Annotated in this window: 16 protein-coding genes; 3 read left to right on the top strand and 13 right to left on the bottom strand. The window is 68.8% G+C overall.

Annotated elements, in window-relative coordinates:
• Positions 1 to 100: 100 nt before the first annotated feature.
• The 3 genes from OG496_RS37710 to OG496_RS37700 form a co-directional block, all read right to left on the bottom strand.
• Positions 101 to 2,623, bottom strand: a complete 2,523-nt coding sequence (locus OG496_RS37710; RefSeq protein WP_405974046.1) for an ATP-binding protein — start codon at positions 2,621 to 2,623, stop codon at positions 101 to 103.
• 239 nt (positions 2,624 to 2,862) lie between these two features.
• Entirely contained in the window at positions 2,863 to 3,186 is a 324-nt protein-coding gene (locus OG496_RS37705) for an STAS domain-containing protein (RefSeq protein WP_019060737.1), read from the bottom strand.
• A 145-nt stretch (positions 3,187 to 3,331) separates the two neighbouring features.
• Positions 3,332 to 4,180, bottom strand: a complete 849-nt coding sequence (locus tag OG496_RS37700; protein ID WP_366489908.1) for a 3-hydroxyacyl-CoA dehydrogenase family protein — start codon at positions 4,178 to 4,180, stop codon at positions 3,332 to 3,334.
• A gap of 205 nt (positions 4,181 to 4,385) precedes the next feature.
• On the opposite strand from OG496_RS37700, the gene OG496_RS37695 reads away from it, so the two are divergent.
• The 3 genes from OG496_RS37695 (at position 4,386) to OG496_RS37685 (ending at position 7,311) form a co-directional block, all read left to right on the top strand.
• Positions 4,386 to 4,958: a cob(I)yrinic acid a,c-diamide adenosyltransferase gene (locus OG496_RS37695; RefSeq protein ID WP_405974045.1), complete on the top strand. Its 573-nt coding sequence runs from the start codon at positions 4,386 to 4,388 to the stop codon at positions 4,956 to 4,958.
• Between the two features lie 115 nt (positions 4,959 to 5,073).
• Positions 5,074 to 6,900, top strand: coding sequence for a glycosyl hydrolase family 18 protein (locus OG496_RS37690; protein WP_405974044.1), 1,827 nt, complete (start codon positions 5,074 to 5,076; stop codon positions 6,898 to 6,900).
• A 204-nt stretch (positions 6,901 to 7,104) separates the two neighbouring features.
• Positions 7,105 to 7,311: a hypothetical protein gene (locus OG496_RS37685; RefSeq protein WP_405974043.1), complete on the top strand. Its 207-nt coding sequence runs from the start codon at positions 7,105 to 7,107 to the stop codon at positions 7,309 to 7,311.
• Here OG496_RS37685 and OG496_RS37680 read toward each other — a convergent pair.
• The 10 genes from OG496_RS37680 to OG496_RS37635 form a co-directional block, all read right to left on the bottom strand.
• A complete protein-coding gene (locus tag OG496_RS37680) occupies positions 7,298 to 7,744 on the bottom strand; it encodes a DUF2550 domain-containing protein (RefSeq protein WP_327401276.1) in 447 nt (148 codons plus the stop codon). The two genes, OG496_RS37685 and OG496_RS37680, sit on opposite strands and share 14 nt — an antisense overlap.
• A gap of 140 nt (positions 7,745 to 7,884) precedes the next feature.
• Positions 7,885 to 8,259, bottom strand: coding sequence for a F0F1 ATP synthase subunit epsilon (locus tag OG496_RS37675; RefSeq protein ID WP_359602173.1), 375 nt, complete (start codon positions 8,257 to 8,259; stop codon positions 7,885 to 7,887).
• 110 nt (positions 8,260 to 8,369) lie between these two features.
• On the bottom strand, positions 8,370 to 9,806 hold the full coding sequence (atpD, locus tag OG496_RS37670) for a F0F1 ATP synthase subunit beta (RefSeq protein WP_019060726.1): 1,437 nt from the start codon (positions 9,804 to 9,806) through the stop codon (positions 8,370 to 8,372).
• A complete protein-coding gene (locus tag OG496_RS37665) occupies positions 9,806 to 10,723 on the bottom strand; it encodes a F0F1 ATP synthase subunit gamma (protein ID WP_366489901.1) in 918 nt (305 codons plus the stop codon). The genes atpD and OG496_RS37665 overlap by 1 nt, the downstream gene beginning before the upstream one ends.
• A 20-nt stretch (positions 10,724 to 10,743) precedes the next feature.
• A complete protein-coding gene (gene atpA / locus OG496_RS37660; protein WP_366489900.1) occupies positions 10,744 to 12,333 on the bottom strand; it encodes a F0F1 ATP synthase subunit alpha in 1,590 nt (529 codons plus the stop codon).
• Between the two features lie 130 nt (positions 12,334 to 12,463).
• Positions 12,464 to 13,279, bottom strand: coding sequence for a F0F1 ATP synthase subunit delta (locus OG496_RS37655; RefSeq protein ID WP_405974042.1), 816 nt, complete (start codon positions 13,277 to 13,279; stop codon positions 12,464 to 12,466).
• A complete protein-coding gene (locus OG496_RS37650) occupies positions 13,276 to 13,818 on the bottom strand; it encodes a F0F1 ATP synthase subunit B (protein ID WP_200679770.1) in 543 nt (180 codons plus the stop codon). The genes OG496_RS37655 and OG496_RS37650 overlap by 4 nt, the downstream gene beginning before the upstream one ends.
• A 43-nt stretch (positions 13,819 to 13,861) precedes the next feature.
• Positions 13,862 to 14,098 carry an ATP synthase subunit C gene (locus OG496_RS37645; RefSeq protein ID WP_043683105.1) on the bottom strand — a complete coding sequence of 79 codons (237 nt, stop codon included), beginning with the start codon at positions 14,096 to 14,098 and terminating at the stop codon, positions 13,862 to 13,864.
• Positions 14,099 to 14,172: 74 nt separating this feature from the next.
• Positions 14,173 to 15,009, bottom strand: coding sequence for a F0F1 ATP synthase subunit A (gene atpB / locus OG496_RS37640; protein ID WP_078651739.1), 837 nt, complete (start codon positions 15,007 to 15,009; stop codon positions 14,173 to 14,175).
• Positions 15,010 to 15,219: 210 nt separating this feature from the next.
• Positions 15,220 to 15,633, bottom strand: a complete 414-nt coding sequence (locus OG496_RS37635) for a hypothetical protein (protein ID WP_405974041.1) — start codon at positions 15,631 to 15,633, stop codon at positions 15,220 to 15,222.
• Positions 15,634 to 15,732: the final 99 nt, after the last annotated feature.

The following is a 15,732-nucleotide window of genomic DNA, read 5'->3' as shown; positions in this document are numbered from 1 at the left end:
GAACAACCGTCGGCAGACACCGACTTCACCACGACGAAAAGGGCCGGTTCCGATCATCGGAACCGGCCCTTTCATGTCCGACGGGACTGTCGTACGGGAGTCAGATCACGGCACCCGCACTACTCGACGTGTCCGCGCTGCTGCTCTCGGGCGCGGCCGAACTGGCCGTCTGGACGGGGGCACTTGAGGCGGCGCCGCTCGCCGAGGTGTCGGCGGACGGGGTGATCGACGGCGAGGACGATTCGGTCGGCGTCGGGGACTCGCTCGGCGAGGGCGACGTCGAAGCGCTCGGGGACGTCGAATGCGACGGAGTCGTACTCGGCGAAGAAGGCCTCGTCGACGTGGACTTGGTCGGAGACGGCGTGTGCGACCCGTTCCCCGTCCCGCTCGGGGTGTCCGAAGGCTGCCCGCTGCTGCCCGAAGGCGGTGTCGGGTCGTCCGACGTCCCGTAGGTCCCGTCCGGGCCCGGGTCGGTGGGCCGGCCGGTGGCCGTACCGGTGTCGCTGTTGTCGCCGTTCTTCGCCGGGTCGGCACCGAGGCTGTCGTCGCCGGTGCCCTGGCTGGCGGAGGGGTTGACGCCGACCTTGTCGGACGGGTTGTCCGCGTTGTTGTTGTTCGACGTGGCGCCGAGCGTCACGACCGTGCCGAGGACCGCGGCGAGCAGGACGCCCGCGCCGGCCGCGACGAGGTTGCGCCGGGCGTAGCCGCGCAGGCCGCCCCGGGCCTTGTTGTGGGACTTCGGGGGCGAGGGCTGGTGCGCGACGAGGGTGTAGGTGTCGCCGGGCGGCTGGAGCGGCGGGAAGGGCGCCGGTATGCCGCCGGGCGGTGACGCCGACTCCTCGTAGCGCGCGTCCGGCACTTCCTCACCGGCCGTGGCGCCGAGGGCGAGCGCGATGCCGGAGCGGTCGGCGACCAGGGCGAGGGCGCGGCGGCCCGCGACGGCGCCGCGCTTGTCGGCGGCCTCGCCGCGCAGGCCGATGGACGACTCCAGTTCGGCCCGGGCCCGGTCGAGGTCGCCCTCGCAGAGCGCGAGGACGCCCAACTCGTGCTGGAAATAGGCCTGTTCACTCACATCGGCGGCGAGCTGGGCGGCCTCGAAGCCGGAGCGCAGCACACGTTCCCAGGCGCTCCAGTGCAGTCCGGCGGCGAACGCGGGCGCTGCCGTGCGGGCGAGGTGGACGGTGGTGCTCTCCTCGCCGTCGCCGGGCGGTGTCGTCGCCGGTACCAGGGCGACGAGCGCGGCGAGCAGGGCGTCCGCCTCGGCGCACACGCGCGCGGGGGTGACCGAGGGGTGCCCGGCCCACCAGGAGTAGTGCAGGGCGGCGATGAGGGCACCGGACGCGACGTCGTCGCCGTATCCGGCGGCCTCCAGCTGGGTCTGGACGCCGGTGGCGAGCCGGTAGCGGGAGCCGACCGGGGAGACCAGTCCGCAGCCCGCGAGTTCGCCGAGGGCGGCGTCCGCGTGGGTGTCGCCGACGAGCGCGGGCAGATGCGCCTGGTGCGGCACCTCGCCGCCGAGCGCGACGGCGAAGCGCAGGGTGGCCCGGGCCGAGGTGCTGAGCCGCGAGGCGAGCAGCGGCGCGGGCGCGGCGGCCTCCCCGAGGGACGGCAGGGGTACGGCGTCGGTCTCGTCCGGGTCGAGGGGCGGGGCGTCGAAGGGCGCGTCGACCGGGGCCGCGTCCTGGAAGACGCCGAACTCCTCGACGGCACTGGTGCCGACGCGCAGTTGGTCGCGCTGGCGGAGCAGGGCACCGGCCTGGACGAAGCGCAGGGGCAGGCCCTCGGACTCGAAGTAGAGGTCGCCCGCCCAGTTCGCCTCCTCCTCGGTGAGGACGCGGCCCACGGCACGTTCCAGGACCTCCACGGCGCCGGGCCGGGCCAGGCCGCCGAGGAAGACCTCCTCGATCGCGGAGTCCGCGGACGGCGCCGGGACCTCCGGGGTCGCGGCGATCAGGAAGGCGCACTCGGGCGTCGCGTCGAGGAGCTCGTCGAGGGCGGCGGCGCCGAACTCGATGTCGTCCAGGACGACGACCGCGCCGATCTCCCGCGTCAGCGCGAGGAGTTCCTCCCGGCCGGGCCGGTGCAGGGGTGCGTCGTAGACGGCGTAGAAGAGGTCGTGGAGGAGGTCGGTGGACGTGCGGTGGAAGCCCGTGAGACGGATCACGCCGTCGGGGGCGAGGTCCAGGCAGTCCTCGGCGACCAGGTCGAGCAGGCTGGTGCGGCCGGAGCCCGAGGGGCCGGTGAGGCGTACGGAACGGCCGCGGGCGAGCAGCCGTACGAGACGCTCGCGCTCCTCCTGGCGCTCCAGGAGCGGCAGTTCGGGGCGGTTCAGGCCGGGCGGGACGGGTGGTCTGGCGGCGCGGGCCGCCTCGGCGCGCTCGGCGGCACCGAACTTCGCGGGCCGACCGGGCCGCTGCCCGGGCGGGCAGGCCTCGATCTCGCTGCCGTCGACGGGGTTGACGGTGAGCAGGAAGTCACCGGTGACCAGCTGCACGGTACGGGCGAGTGCGGGTGTGTGCTGGCCGAAGTCGGGTGTGAGGGGTTCCCGCGGCGGGCGCTGACGCGACGACGTGTCGTCGCCGTCATGGCCGTACTCCTCGGGTCCCCGGTCGATCGGGTCCATAGGTCCAAGCCCCCCAAAAGCGTCGTGTGCGGGTCGACAGGACCCAAGGCCCCTCCCGGCCTTGTGCACACCGCGCTGTCGCTTCTGGTCCGGGCCCGCTCGAAGGGTTGTAAGGCAGCGGACGACCGAACCCTAAACCTTCGCACAGTATCTACGACAGCCCGGGGTACCGCGCCGTCCGAGACGTCACAGTCTCATGAGGATTGCGCGCGGTACGGGATCACCCTCCGGGTCCGGGATCACACCCTGGGCAGTGACTCCACCCCGATCCCGCCCTCGATGGCGAGGATGCGGTGCAGCCGGGTGGCCACGAGCAGGCGCTGCATCTGCGGCGGTACGCGGCGCAGCACCAGGCGGCGGCCGCAGCGGCCGGCCCGTCGGTGGGCTCCCATGATGACGCCGAGGCCGGTGGCGTCCCAGGAGTCGAGCTCGGACAGGTCCAGCACCAGATCGCCGACTCCGTCGTCGACCGCCGAGTGCAGGACCGTACGGGCGTCCGCCGCGCTGCGGACGTCGAGGCGGCCCCCGACGACCAGCTCGACGTGGTCGCCCCTGATGTACATATGCGCTCCCCGTGAGTGCGGTGGCGTTCTCCGTGATGTAGGTGATGCAACCTCTGACTGCGTGAAGTGCCACGAGGTTGCCGTCTGTGAGCGAACCGATACCGAATTCACCCCTGCGTGTGATGGGGCAGGGGCGTGTGCGGTTTCAGTGCTTGTAGAAGCCCTGCCCGCTCTTGCGTCCGATGTCACCGGCGTCCACCATTCGGCGCATCAGCTCCGGCGGGGCGAACTTCTCGTCCTGCGACTCGGTGTAGATGTTGCTCGTCGCGTGCAGCAGGATGTCGACGCCGGTGAGGTCCGCGGTGGCCAGCGGGCCCATCGCGTGACCGAAGCCCAGCTTGCAGGCGAGGTCGATGTCCTCGGCGGTGGCGACGCCCGACTCGTACAGCTTCGCCGCCTCGACGACGAGCGCCGAGATGAGACGGGTCGTCACGAACCCGGCCACGTCACGGTTGACGACGATGCAGGTCTTGCCGACGGATTCGGCGAACTCCCTTGCGGTGGCGAGGGTTTCGTCGCTCGTCTTGTATCCGCGCACCAGCTCGCACAGCCCCATCATCGGGACCGGTGAGAAGAAGTGCGTTCCCACGACGCGCTCCGGACGCTCCGTCACGGCCGCGATCTTCGTGATCGGGATGGCGGAGGTGTTGGAGGCGAGGACGGCGTCCTCGCGCACGATCTTGTCCAGCGCGCGGAAGATCTCGTGCTTGATTTCGAGCTTCTCGAAGACGGCCTCGACGACGATGTCCGCGTCGCCGACGGCGTCGAGATCGGTGGTCGCGGTGATGCGCCCAAGGGCCGCGTCGGCGTCGTGCGCCTCCAGCCTGCCCTTGCTCACGAACTTGTCGTACGAGGCCTTGATGCCGTCGGTGCCACGCTTCAGGGCTTCGTCGGTGACATCGCGCAGGACGACGTCCCAGCCCGCCTGCGCGGAGACCTGGGCGATACCGGAACCCATGAGTCCGGCGCCGATGACGGCAAGCTTCCGTGCCACTGTGCGACTCCCCTTTGAAACGCTTACAGCGTGTATCCGTATGCCTCTCGGCGGACACTAGCGAAGGTGCGGCGCTGTGTGACCGGTTAGTAACGCGCGTCACGTCTCATCTGACGGACATCACACCGGCACGGGCCATTCGACCCCCCGTACGGCCTAGTTGACCCCCTTCGCCGAACCCCCGGACCCTAACTACGCTGGCCGCATGGTCAATCTGACGCGCATCTACACCAGGACCGGCGACCAGGGCACCACCGCCCTCGGCGACATGAGCCGGGTCGCCAAGACGGACGTCCGGATCTCGGCGTACGCCGACACCAACGAGGCGAACGCGGCGATCGGCACGGCCATCGCCCTCGGCGCCCTCACCGAGGACATCACCAAGGTCCTCACCCGCGTCCAGAACGACCTCTTCGACGTGGGCGCGGACCTGTGCACGCCGGTGGTGGCGGAACCGGAGTTCCCACCCCTCCGTGTCGAGCAGTTCTACATCGACAAGCTGGAGTCGGACTGCGACCACTTCAACGAGCAGCTGGAGAAACTCCGCTCCTTCATCCTCCCGGGCGGCACCCCGGGCGCGGCCCTCCTCCACCAGGCCTGCACGGTCGTACGCCGGGCGGAGCGCTCGACGTGGACGGCGCTGGAGGTCCACGCCGAGGTGATGAACCCCCTGACGGCGACCTACCTGAACCGCCTCTCCGACCTCCTGTTCATCCTGGCCCGGACGGCCAACAAGGAGGCGGGGGACGTCCTTTGGGTGCCCGGCGGGGAACGCTGACCCCCAACTCCCAAGTGGTCCAGACCTATTGACCCGTGGTCCAGACCTTCCTATCCTCACGGGACTGTGGGCGTGAAGGCTCAGTCGCGCCCCCTTACCCCCGAGGAGGCGCTCAATGCGCTTCAGACATCGAGCAGTTGCCGGGTTCGCGACCCTGCTGCTTCCGCTCGCCGCTCTTGTCGGTCTGGCCGCGCCCGCCGAGGCCGCGTCGACCGCCACCGCCACCTTCACCAAGTCCAGCGACTGGGGTACCGGCTTCGGCGGTCAGTGGACCGTCAAGAACACCGGTACCAGCGCGATCAGTTCGTGGACGGTCGAGTGGGACTTCCCCTCCGGTACGTCCGTCACCTCGGCCTGGGACGCGGACGTCACCAACTCCGGCAACCACTGGACCGCGAAGAACAAGTCCTACAACGGCACCATCGCCGCAGGCGCCTCCGTCTCCTTCGGCTTCAACGGCGCCGGCAGCGGCTCGCCCTCCAACTGTCTGCTCAACGGCGGCAGTTGTGACGGCGGCACCACCGTCCCCGGTGACGCGGCCCCCTCCGCGCCCGGCACCCCCACCGCCTCCGCCATCACCGACACCTCGGTGAACCTCTCCTGGAGCGCGGCCACCGACGACAAGGGCGTCAAGAACTACGACGTCCTGCGCGACGGCACCAAGGTCGCCACGGTCACGACGACGTCGTACACGAACACCGGCCTGACCGCCGGCACCGACTACTCGTACACCGTGCAGGCCCGCGACACCGCGGACCAGACAGGACCGGTCAGCGGCTCGGCCGCCGTGCACACCACGGGCGGTACGACCACTCCCCCAGCCACCGGCAACGCGGTCAAGCTCGGTTACCTCACCGAGTGGGGCACGTACCAGCGCAACTACCAGGTCAAGAACCTGGTGACCTCCGGCTCCGCCGCGAAGATCACGCACATCAACTACGCCTTCGGCAACGTCACCAACGGGCAGTGCGCGATCGGCGACGCCTACGCCGACTACCAGAAGACGTTCACCGCCGACCAGTCGGTCAGCGGCGTCGCCGACACCTGGGACCAGCCGATCGCCGGCAACTTCAACCAGCTGCGCGAGCTGAAGGCCAAGTACCCGAACATCAAGATCCTCTGGTCCTTCGGCGGCTGGACCTGGTCCGGCGGCTTCGCCCAGGCCGCGGCCAACCCGACCGCGTTCGCGCAGTCCTGCTACAACCTGGTCGAGGACCCGCGCTGGGCCGACGTGTTCGACGGCATCGACATCGACTGGGAGTACCCGAACGCCTGCGGCCTGTCCTGCGACACCAGCGGCGCGGCGGCGTACAAGAACCTGATGTCCGCGCTGCGCGCCAAGTTCGGCACCAGCAACCTGGTCACGGCCGCCACCACGGCGGACGGCACCTCCGGCGGCAAGATCGACGCCGCCGACTACGCGGGCGCGGCCCAGTACGTCAACTGGTACAACGTGATGACGTACGACTTCTTCGGCGCCTTCAACGCCACCGGCCCCACCGCCCCGCACTCCCCGCTCACCACCTACAGCGGCATCCCGACACCGGGCTTCACCACGGCCGACGCGATCGCCAAGTTCAAGTCGAAGGGCGTCCCCGCGAACAAGCTCCTGATCGGCATCGGCTTCTACGGCAGAGGCTGGACCGGCGTGACCCAGGCCGCACCCGGCGGCTCGGCGACCGGCCCGGCGGCGGGCACCTACGAGCAGGGCATCGAGGACTACAAGGTCCTCAAGACGACCTGCCCGGCCACCGGCACGATCGCCGGCACGGCGTACGCCTACTGCGGCAACAACTGGTGGTCGTACGACACCCCGAGCACGATCGCCGGAAAGATGAGCTGGGCCAAGACCCAGGGTCTGGGCGGCGCGTTCTTCTGGGACTTCAGCGGCGACACCAGCAACGGTGAGCTGGTGACCGCCATCAACAACGGGCTGAGCTGATCCCCACACCGCTCAGCACCACACCGCCGCGGGCGGACCTCACGGGTCTGTCCGCGGCGCGTTGTTCGCGACGCGCGCCCCCGGCGTGCACCTCAGGGGGCCCTTCGGCCCGGACCCGAGGCCGATCGGCGCCCGTAACGGGATTTCGACCCGGGCATCTTGGTCTTACGACAGCGAGCGGAACACCGCACCACGGGGGAAACCATGAAGCGCAGGTCCACGTCCCGCACCACCACCAGGTCCGCCTACTCCTGGGCCGCGCCGGCCGGTGCCCTCGCCACCGCGGTCACCGCCGCCGTCATGGCCGCCTGCCCGGTCGACGTCACCGTGACACTCGGCTCCGCGCCCCGCACGGTCGTCGTCAGTCAGGCCGACGTACCCAACCCGGTGTGTCCGGTCAGGCAACGTTGACCCGTTGGCCGGGAGGAGCGGCCTCCAGCCAGGCCAGGAAACCCGTCAACGCGTCCTCGCTCATGGCGAGTTCGAGGCGCGTGCCCCGGTGCAGGCAGGTGAGGATGAGCGCGTCGGAGAGCAGGGCCAGTTCCTCCTCGCCCTCGGGGAGCCGGCGGCCGGCGACCTCGATCGCGGAGCGTTCCAGCGTGCGGCGCGGGCGGTAGGCGTAGGAGAAGACGCGATACCACTCGATGCGGTCGCCGTTGTAGCGGGCGACGCCGTAGCTCCAGCCCTTGCCGTTGGTGTCGGGTTTCTCCGGGACGTCCCAGCGGAGCGAACAGTCGAAGGTGCCGCCGGAGCGCTGGATGAGTCTGCGGCGCAGGCCGAAGACGAACAGCCCCACCACTACCAGGGCCACCACGATTCCGCACACAGTCAGAGCGAGGACCATCGACACCGACCTCCTCGTCTCCTAGGTAAAACAGGTAACGGAACGGAAAAAACACCCACATTCGCCTCAGCCGCGGCTGGGGCCGGATTCCTCCGGTCCCAGCCGCGGCTGAGTCACGTCATCGCGTGGTGCGCCAGGTTTCAGTTGGTCGCCACCGCACGCAGTCGGACGTCCGCGGCGCGCTCGGCGGAGGCATCGCCCTCGGCCTTCGCCCGCTCCAGCTCGCGCTCCACGCGCTGGACGTCGATCTCGTCCGACAGCTCGGCGATCTCGGCGAGCAGCGACAGCTTGTTGTCCGCGAACGAGATGAAACCGCCGTGCACCGCGGCGACGACCGTCCCGCCGTCGCTCGTGCGGATGGTCACCGGGCCCGACTCCAGCACACCGAGCAGCGGCTGGTGACCGGGCATGACGCCGATGTCGCCGGACGTGGTGCGCGCGACGACCAGGGTGGCCTCGCCGGACCAGACCTGGCGGTCCGCGGCGACGAGCTCGACATGCAGCTCAGCAGCCAAGGTGGGCTCCTCGGGTCACCACCCGGCGGTCGTGCCGGGTGTGGGTTCAATTCTAGTAGGCGTGAAAGAGGGGGTGGGACACGCCCCACCCCCTCAGGTGAAGCACGGGGTCAGGAGACGCCCAGCTCCTTCGCGTTCGCCTTCAGGTCCTCGATACCACCGCAGAGGAAGAACGCCTGCTCCGGGAAGTGGTCGTACTCGCCGTCGATGATCGAGTTGAAGGCCACGATCGACTCGTCCAGCGGGACGTCCGACCCGTCGACGCCGGTGAACTGCTTGGCGACGTGGGTGTTCTGGGACAGGAAGCGCTCCACGCGACGGGCACGGTGGACGGTGAGCTTGTCCTCCTCGCCCAGCTCGTCGATACCGAGGATCGCGATGATGTCCTGAAGGTCCTTGTACTTCTGGAGGACCGTCTTGACGCGCATCGCGGTGTTGTAGTGCTCCGCCGCGATGTACCGCGGGTCCAGGATGCGGGACGTGGAGTCCAGCGGGTCCACGGCCGGGTAGATGCCCTTCTCGGAGATCGGACGGGACAGAACCGTCGTCGCGTCGAGGTGGGCGAAGGTGGTGGCCGGGGCCGGGTCGGTCAGGTCGTCCGCGGGGACGTAGATCGCCTGCATCGAGGTGATCGAGTGACCGCGGGTCGAGGTGATGCGCTCCTGGAGGAGACCCATCTCGTCGGCCAGGTTCGGCTGGTAGCCCACCGCGGAGGGCATGCGGCCGAGCAGGGTCGAGACCTCGGAACCGGCCTGCGTGAAGCGGAAGATGTTGTCGATGAAGAACAGCACGTCCTGGTTCTGCACATCGCGGAAGTACTCCGCCATGGTCAGACCGGCCAGGGCCACGCGCAGACGGGTGCCCGGGGGCTCGTCCATCTGGCCGAAGACGAGCGCCGTCTTGTCGATGACGCCCGAGTCGGCCATCTCCTCGATGAGGTCGTTGCCCTCACGGGTGCGCTCGCCGACACCGGCGAACACGGAGACACCGTCGTGGTTGTTGGCGACGCGGTAGATCATCTCCTGGATGAGCACCGTCTTGCCGACGCCGGCACCGCCGAACAGGCCGATCTTGCCGCCCTTGACGTACGGGGTCAGCAGGTCGATGACCTTGACGCCGGTCTCGAACATCTCGGTCTTCGACTCGAGCTCGTCGAAGCGCGGGGCCTTGCGGTGGATGGACCAACGCTCGCCCGTGTACTTCTCGTCGCTGTTCAGCACCTCACCGAGGGTGTTGAACACCTTGCCCTTGGTGAAGTCGCCGACCGGGACGGTGATGCCCGTGCCCGTGTCGGTGACCGCGGCCTGGCGGACCAGACCGTCGGTGGGCTGCATCGAGATAGTGCGGACCAGGCCGTCACCCAGGTGCTGGGCGACCTCCAGGGTCAGCGTCTTCTTGGCGCCGTCCAGGGCCGGGTCGGCCACCTCGACGTGCAGAGCGTTGTAGATCTCCGGCATCGCGTCGACGGGGAACTCCACGTCGACGACCGGGCCGATGACCCGGGCGACGCGGCCCGTGGCAACGGCCGTCTCAACTGTCGTCGTCATTACTTGTCACTCCCCGCGGTCGCGTCGGCCAGGGCTGCGGAGCCACCGACGATCTCGCTGATTTCCTGGGTGATTTCGGCCTGGCGGGCCGCGTTGGCAAGACGGGAGAGCGTGGTGATCAGGTCTCCCGCGTTGTCGGTCGCCGACTTCATCGCGCGGCGGGTGGCGGCGTGCTTGGAGGCAGCCGACTGGAGCAGCGCGTTGTAGATACGGCTCTCGACGTACCGCGGCAGGAGGGCGTCCAGGACGTCCTCCGCCGACGGCTCGAAGTCGTACAGCGGAAGGATCTCGCCCTGGGGCGTCGCCTCTTCCGCGACCTCTTCGAGGCTGAGGGGCAGCAGCCGGCTGTCGATCGGCGTCTGCGTCATCATCGAGACGAACTCGGTGTAGACGATGTGGAGTTCGTCCACGCCGCCCTCCGCCGTCTCCGTCTCGATCGCCTCGATCAGCGGACCCGCGACCTTCTTCGCGTCCGCGTACGTGGGCTCGTCGGTGAAGCCGGTCCACTGCTCCGAGATCTTGCGCTCACGGAAGTTGTAGTGGGCGACACCGCGGCGGCCGACGATGTACGTGTCGACCTCCTTGCCCTCGGCCACGAGACGCGCGGTCAGCTGCTCCGCCGCCTTGATGGCGTTGGAGTTGAAGGCGCCGGCCAGACCGCGGTCGCTCGTGAGGAGCAGCACCGCGGAACGGGTCGGCGTCTCGGCCTCGGTGGTCAGCGGGTGCCGGGTGTTGGAACCCGTACCGACCGCCGTGACCGCACGCGTCAGTTCCTTCGCGTACGGCGTCGAGGCCTGCACCTTGCGGTGCGCCTTGACGACGCGCGAGGCGGCGATCATCTCCATCGCCTTGGTGATCTTCTTGGTCGCGGTGACGGATCGGATGCGACGCTTGTAGACCCGGAGCTGGGCTCCCATGAGTCAGGTCCCTTCCTACGTCACTTGGCCGCGGCCGGGGCGTCCTCGCCGAGGAGCTTGCCGTCCGAGGTCTCGAACTGCTTCTTGAACTCGGCGATCGCGTCCGCGGCGGCGGTGAGGGTGTCGTCCGACATCTTGCCGCCCTCCTTGATGGAGGTCATGAGGCCCTGCTCCTTGCGGTGCAGGTACTCCAGCAGCTCCTTCTCGAAGCGGCGGATGTCGGCGACCGGAACGTCGTCCATCTTGCCGGTGGTCGCGGACCACACGGAGACGACCTGGTCCTCGGTGGGCATCGGCTGGTACTGAGCCTGCTTGAGCAGCTCGACCAGACGCTGACCGCGCTCCAGCTGGGCCTTCGACGCGGCGTCCAGGTCGGAACCGAAGGCGGCGAACGCCTCCAGCTCGCGGTACTGGGCGAGGTCGAGGCGCAGTCGGCCGGAGACCTGCTTCATCGCCTTGTGCTGCGCGGAACCACCGACTCGGGAGACGGAGATACCGACGTTCAGCGCGGGGCGCTGACCGGCGTTGAAGAGGTCCGACTCCAGGAAGCACTGGCCGTCGGTGATGGAGATGACGTTGGTCGGGATGAACGCCGAGACGTCGTTGGCCTTGGTCTCGACGATCGGCAGACCGGTCATCGAGCCCTTGCCCATCTCGTCGGAGAGCTTCGCGCAGCGCTCCAGCAGACGGGAGTGCAGGTAGAAGACGTCTCCCGGGTAGGCCTCGCGGCCCGGCGGACGGCGCAGCAGCAGGGACACGGCGCGGTAGGCGTCGGCCTGCTTGGAGAGGTCGTCGAAGATGATGAGGACGTGCTTGCCGTCGTACATCCAGTGCTGGCCGATGGCCGAACCGGTGTACGGCGCCAGGTACTTGAAGCCGGCCGGGTCGGACGCCGGGGCGGCGACGATGGTCGTGTACTCCAGCGCGCCGGCCTCTTCGAGCGCACCACGCACGGAGGCGATGGTGGAGCCCTTCTGACCGATGGCGACGTAGATGCAGCGGACCTGCTTGTTCACGTCGCCCGAGCGCCAGTTGTCGCGCTGGTTGATGATCGTGTCGACGGCCAGGGCGGTCTTGCCCGTCTGGCGGTCGCCGATGATCAGCTGGCGCTGGCCGCGGCCGATCGGGGTCATCGCGTCGACGGCCTTGTAGCCGGTCTCCATCGGCTCGTGCACCGACTTGCGGACCATGACGCCCGGGGCCTGCAGCTCCAGCGCGCGGCGACCGGTGGTCTCGATCTCGCCGAGGCCGTCGATCGGGTTGCCGAGCGGGTCGACGACACGGCCGAGGTAGCCCTCGCCGACGGCGACGGACAGGACCTCTCCGGTGCGGGTGACCGGCTGGCCCTCCTCGACGCCACTGAACTCACCGAGGATGACGGTACCGATCTCGCGCTCTTCGAGGTTGAGCGCGAGACCGAGGGTGCCGTCCTCGAACTTCAGCAGTTCGTTGGCCATGGCCGAGGGCAGGCCCTCGACCTTCGCGATGCCGTCGCCGGCAAGGGTGACCGTACCGACCTCCTCGCGCGAGGCCGCGTCCGGCTTGTACGACTGGACGAAGTTCTCCAGCGCGTCCCGGATCTCCTCCGGCCGGATCGTGAGCTCCGCCATCTGGGTTCCCTGCTCTCCTTGTTGGGCCCGAAGTTTCACTTGGGGGGATGGGGGGACTCCCCCCGTGACGAGGTGAATCCTCTGCACGGCCCAACTCGGGCCGCCTTACTACGTCTTTGTTGTGGTGCTGCTAGCTCGCCATGCGGCGGGCGGCGTCATCGAGACGGTCCGCGATGGAGCCGTTGATGACCTCGTCGCCGACCTGCACCCGGATACCGCCGAGGACCTCGGGGTCCACGTCGATGTTCAGGTGCATGTGGCGGCCGTAGAGCTTCGCGAGGGCGGCGCCCAGGCGCTGCTTCTGCGGGTCGCTCAGCGGGACCGCCGTGGTGACGACCGCGACCAGGCGGCTGCGGCGCTCGGCGGCGAGCTTGGAGAGGGATTCGAGTCCCGCTTCCAGGCTACGTCCCCGGGGCGCGGTCACCAGGCGGGTCACCAGTCGCTCGGTGGCCGGCTTGGCACGGCCGCCGAGCAGGCTGCCGAGCAGCTCGCTCTTGGCCGCGGTGCCGGCGGCGCGGTCGGTCAGCGCGGCGCGCAGCCCGGTGTTCGAGGAGACGATCCGGCCGAACCGGAACACCTCGTCCTCGACGTCGTCGAGCTCGCCCGACTGCTGGGCGGCGGTGAGGTCGGCGGTGGCCGCCAGCTCCTCCAGCGCGTCCACCAGGTCGCGGGACTGCGACCAGCGGGAGCGCACCATGCCGGACAGCAGGTCGAGGGCGGGGCCGCCGACCTGGGCGCCGAGCAGGCGCTCGGCAAGCTGGGCCTTGGCCTCGCCGTCCTGCGCCGGGTCGGTGAGGACCCGGCGCAGGGACACCTCACGGCCGAGCAGCGCGGTGACGGCGGCCAGCTCGTCGGCGAGCTGCGCCGCGTTCACGGACGTGGAGTCCGTCAGCGCGTCGAGACGCTCACGTGCGGCTGCCAGGGCCTCGCGGCTCGCTCCGTTCATCGCGCGGCCTCGGCCTTCTCCTCAAGCTCATCAAGGAAACGGTCGATCACACGGCTCTGCCGGGCGTGGTCCTCAAGGGACTCGCCGACGAGCTTGCCGGCCAGGTCGGTGGCGAGCTTGCCCACGTCCTGGCGCAGCGCCTGCGAAGCGGCCTTGCGGTCGGCGTCGATCTGCGTGTGACCGGCGGCGACGATCTCCTCGCGCTGCCGCTGGCCTTCCGCGCGCATCTCGGCGATGAGCGTGGCGCCCTGCTCCTGCGCCTCCTGGCGCAGCCGCGCGGCCTCGTGCCGGGCCTCGGCGAGCTGAGCCTTGTACTGCTCAAGCACGCTCTGTGCCTCGGTCTGGGCGGCCTCGGCCTTCTCGATACCGCCCTCGATGGCCTCGCGCCGCTCGTCCAGAACCTTGTTGATGTTCGGGAGGAGCTTCTTGGCGAGGAAGCCGAAGACGATGACGAAGGCGATCAGGCCGATGACAAGCTCGGGGATCGGCGGGACGAGAGGGTTCTCCTTCTCGGCCGCCAGAATGAGCAGCTGGCTCATGTCAGTGCCTTTCGTCTAGTGGGCTGTCGCTGATCGCGGTCGATCAGGTGCCGTAGACGAACGGCATGACCAGGCCGATGAGGGCGAGCGCCTCACAGAAGGCGAAGCCGAGGATCTGGTTGGCGCGGATCAGACCGGCAGCTTCGGGCTGACGGGCAAGAGCCTGGGTGCCGTTGCCGAAGATGATGCCGACGCCGACGCCCGGACCGATGGCGGCGAGGCCGTAGCCGATGGAGCCGAGCGAACCGGAGACGGCAGCGAGGGTCTCAGTGGCAGCCATGCTGATTCTTCCTTATCTGTACGGACCGGCGGGGGTTGGCCACCGGACGCTAAGGGGGGTTCGGGTGGGGGTGCTCAGTGGTGCTCGGCGAGCGCGCCCTGGATGAAGGTGCAGGTCAGCAGCACGAAGACGTACGCCTGCAGGGCCTGGATGAAGAGTTCGAAGGCCGTCATCACGATGACCATGACGAACGAGACACCCGCGTAGGCGATGCCGATGCCGTTGAGCAGGTACCAGCTGGCGATCGTGAAGAGCAGCAGCAGGGTGTGGCCCGCGAACATGTTCGCGAACAGTCGCACCGCGTGCGTGAACGGCCGGACGATCAGGTTCGAGAGCAGCTCGATGCCCATCGCCAGCGGGAGAACCGCGCCGAGCGACTTGTCGTAACCGCTGAAGTTCTTGAAGGCGCCGACGAATCCGTGCCGCTTGAACGTCAGCGAGACCCAGACGATGTACACGATCGCCGCGAGGACGATGGGGTACGCGATGATCGATGTCACCGGGAACTGGGCGACCGGGACGATCGACCAGAGGTTCATCATCCAGATGAAGAAGAACAGCGAGACGACCAGCGGTACGTACTTCTCGCCCTCCTTCTTTCCGATCGTCTCGTAGACGACTCCGCGGCGGATGAAGTCGTAGCCGGACTCGGCGACCATCTGCAGCTTGCCGGGGACGACCTTCGGCTTGCGGAAGGCGGCCCAGAAGAAACCGACGACGATGACCGAGCCGATCAGCGCCAGCAGCATCGGCTTGTTGAAGTACACGTTGCTGTCGCCGTCCCCCAGAAGGGGCTTGAACAGGAACGAGTGCAGGCCGGGAGCCGGGAAGCCACAGCCGTCGAAGATGTGGCAGTCGGTCTCGAAGGCGAGCACCTGCGTCGGGTCAGCACTCACCGCGGGCTCCTTCAGCGTGGCGCATAGGTACGGCAACCTCGTTGTGTCGGCGCGGCGCGCGGCCGCGGTTCGGCACTGGACTGGTGTTACGGATGTGGGGGCGGCAGTGGGGCATCAAGCCTCGCGATTGAGCAGGCGTCAGCTCAGATACCCGCGCCCGCGATGCCGCAGTTGGCACCGGACGATAGCAGGATCGCTTACGTGCTCTTATCCCGGCCCTACCTCTCACGACGAGTGCCCCGACTTCTCGGGCTCGACGTAGAGGATTTTGGCCTTCATGTGGGCACGGGTCTGCGCGGCGGTCCAGACGATGGTTCCGGCGAGCAGCGTGAACACGAAGGCCTTGGGACTGAACAGCGTGGTGTGCTTGAACGCGGCGAGGAAGATGAACAGCAGAAGAATCTGCGCCGCGAAAAGCATGAGCCCCATCGACTGGAACAGGTGCGGAAGCGATTTGGCAGTGCGCTGCAGAACGTAGAGCCCGATTCCCATGAAGGGGATCACGATCACCGTCGCAACGGCTGCCCCAATAGCTCCTTTGCCGCCGGCGACCACACCACTGACGACGGCGGCAATCGCGCCGACGGCAGCTGTGGGCACAGCGGCTTGAAGGAGAATCCGGGCGTCATTGGACGGCATGGCGGCAACTCCGCTTGCTAAGGGGGGCGTGTCGTCATGGACGAGCGTAGTCCCGGGATGAGAGAGAACCTCACGCCAATGGACCGTCGCACTAGGGTC

The organism is Streptomyces sp. NBC_00988, from assembly GCF_045162645.1.
GTDB lineage: Bacteria > Actinomycetota > Actinomycetes > Streptomycetales > Streptomycetaceae > Streptomyces.
The sequence above is the reverse complement of the archived record's forward strand: the minus strand, read 5'-3'. Positions and strand labels throughout refer to the sequence as shown.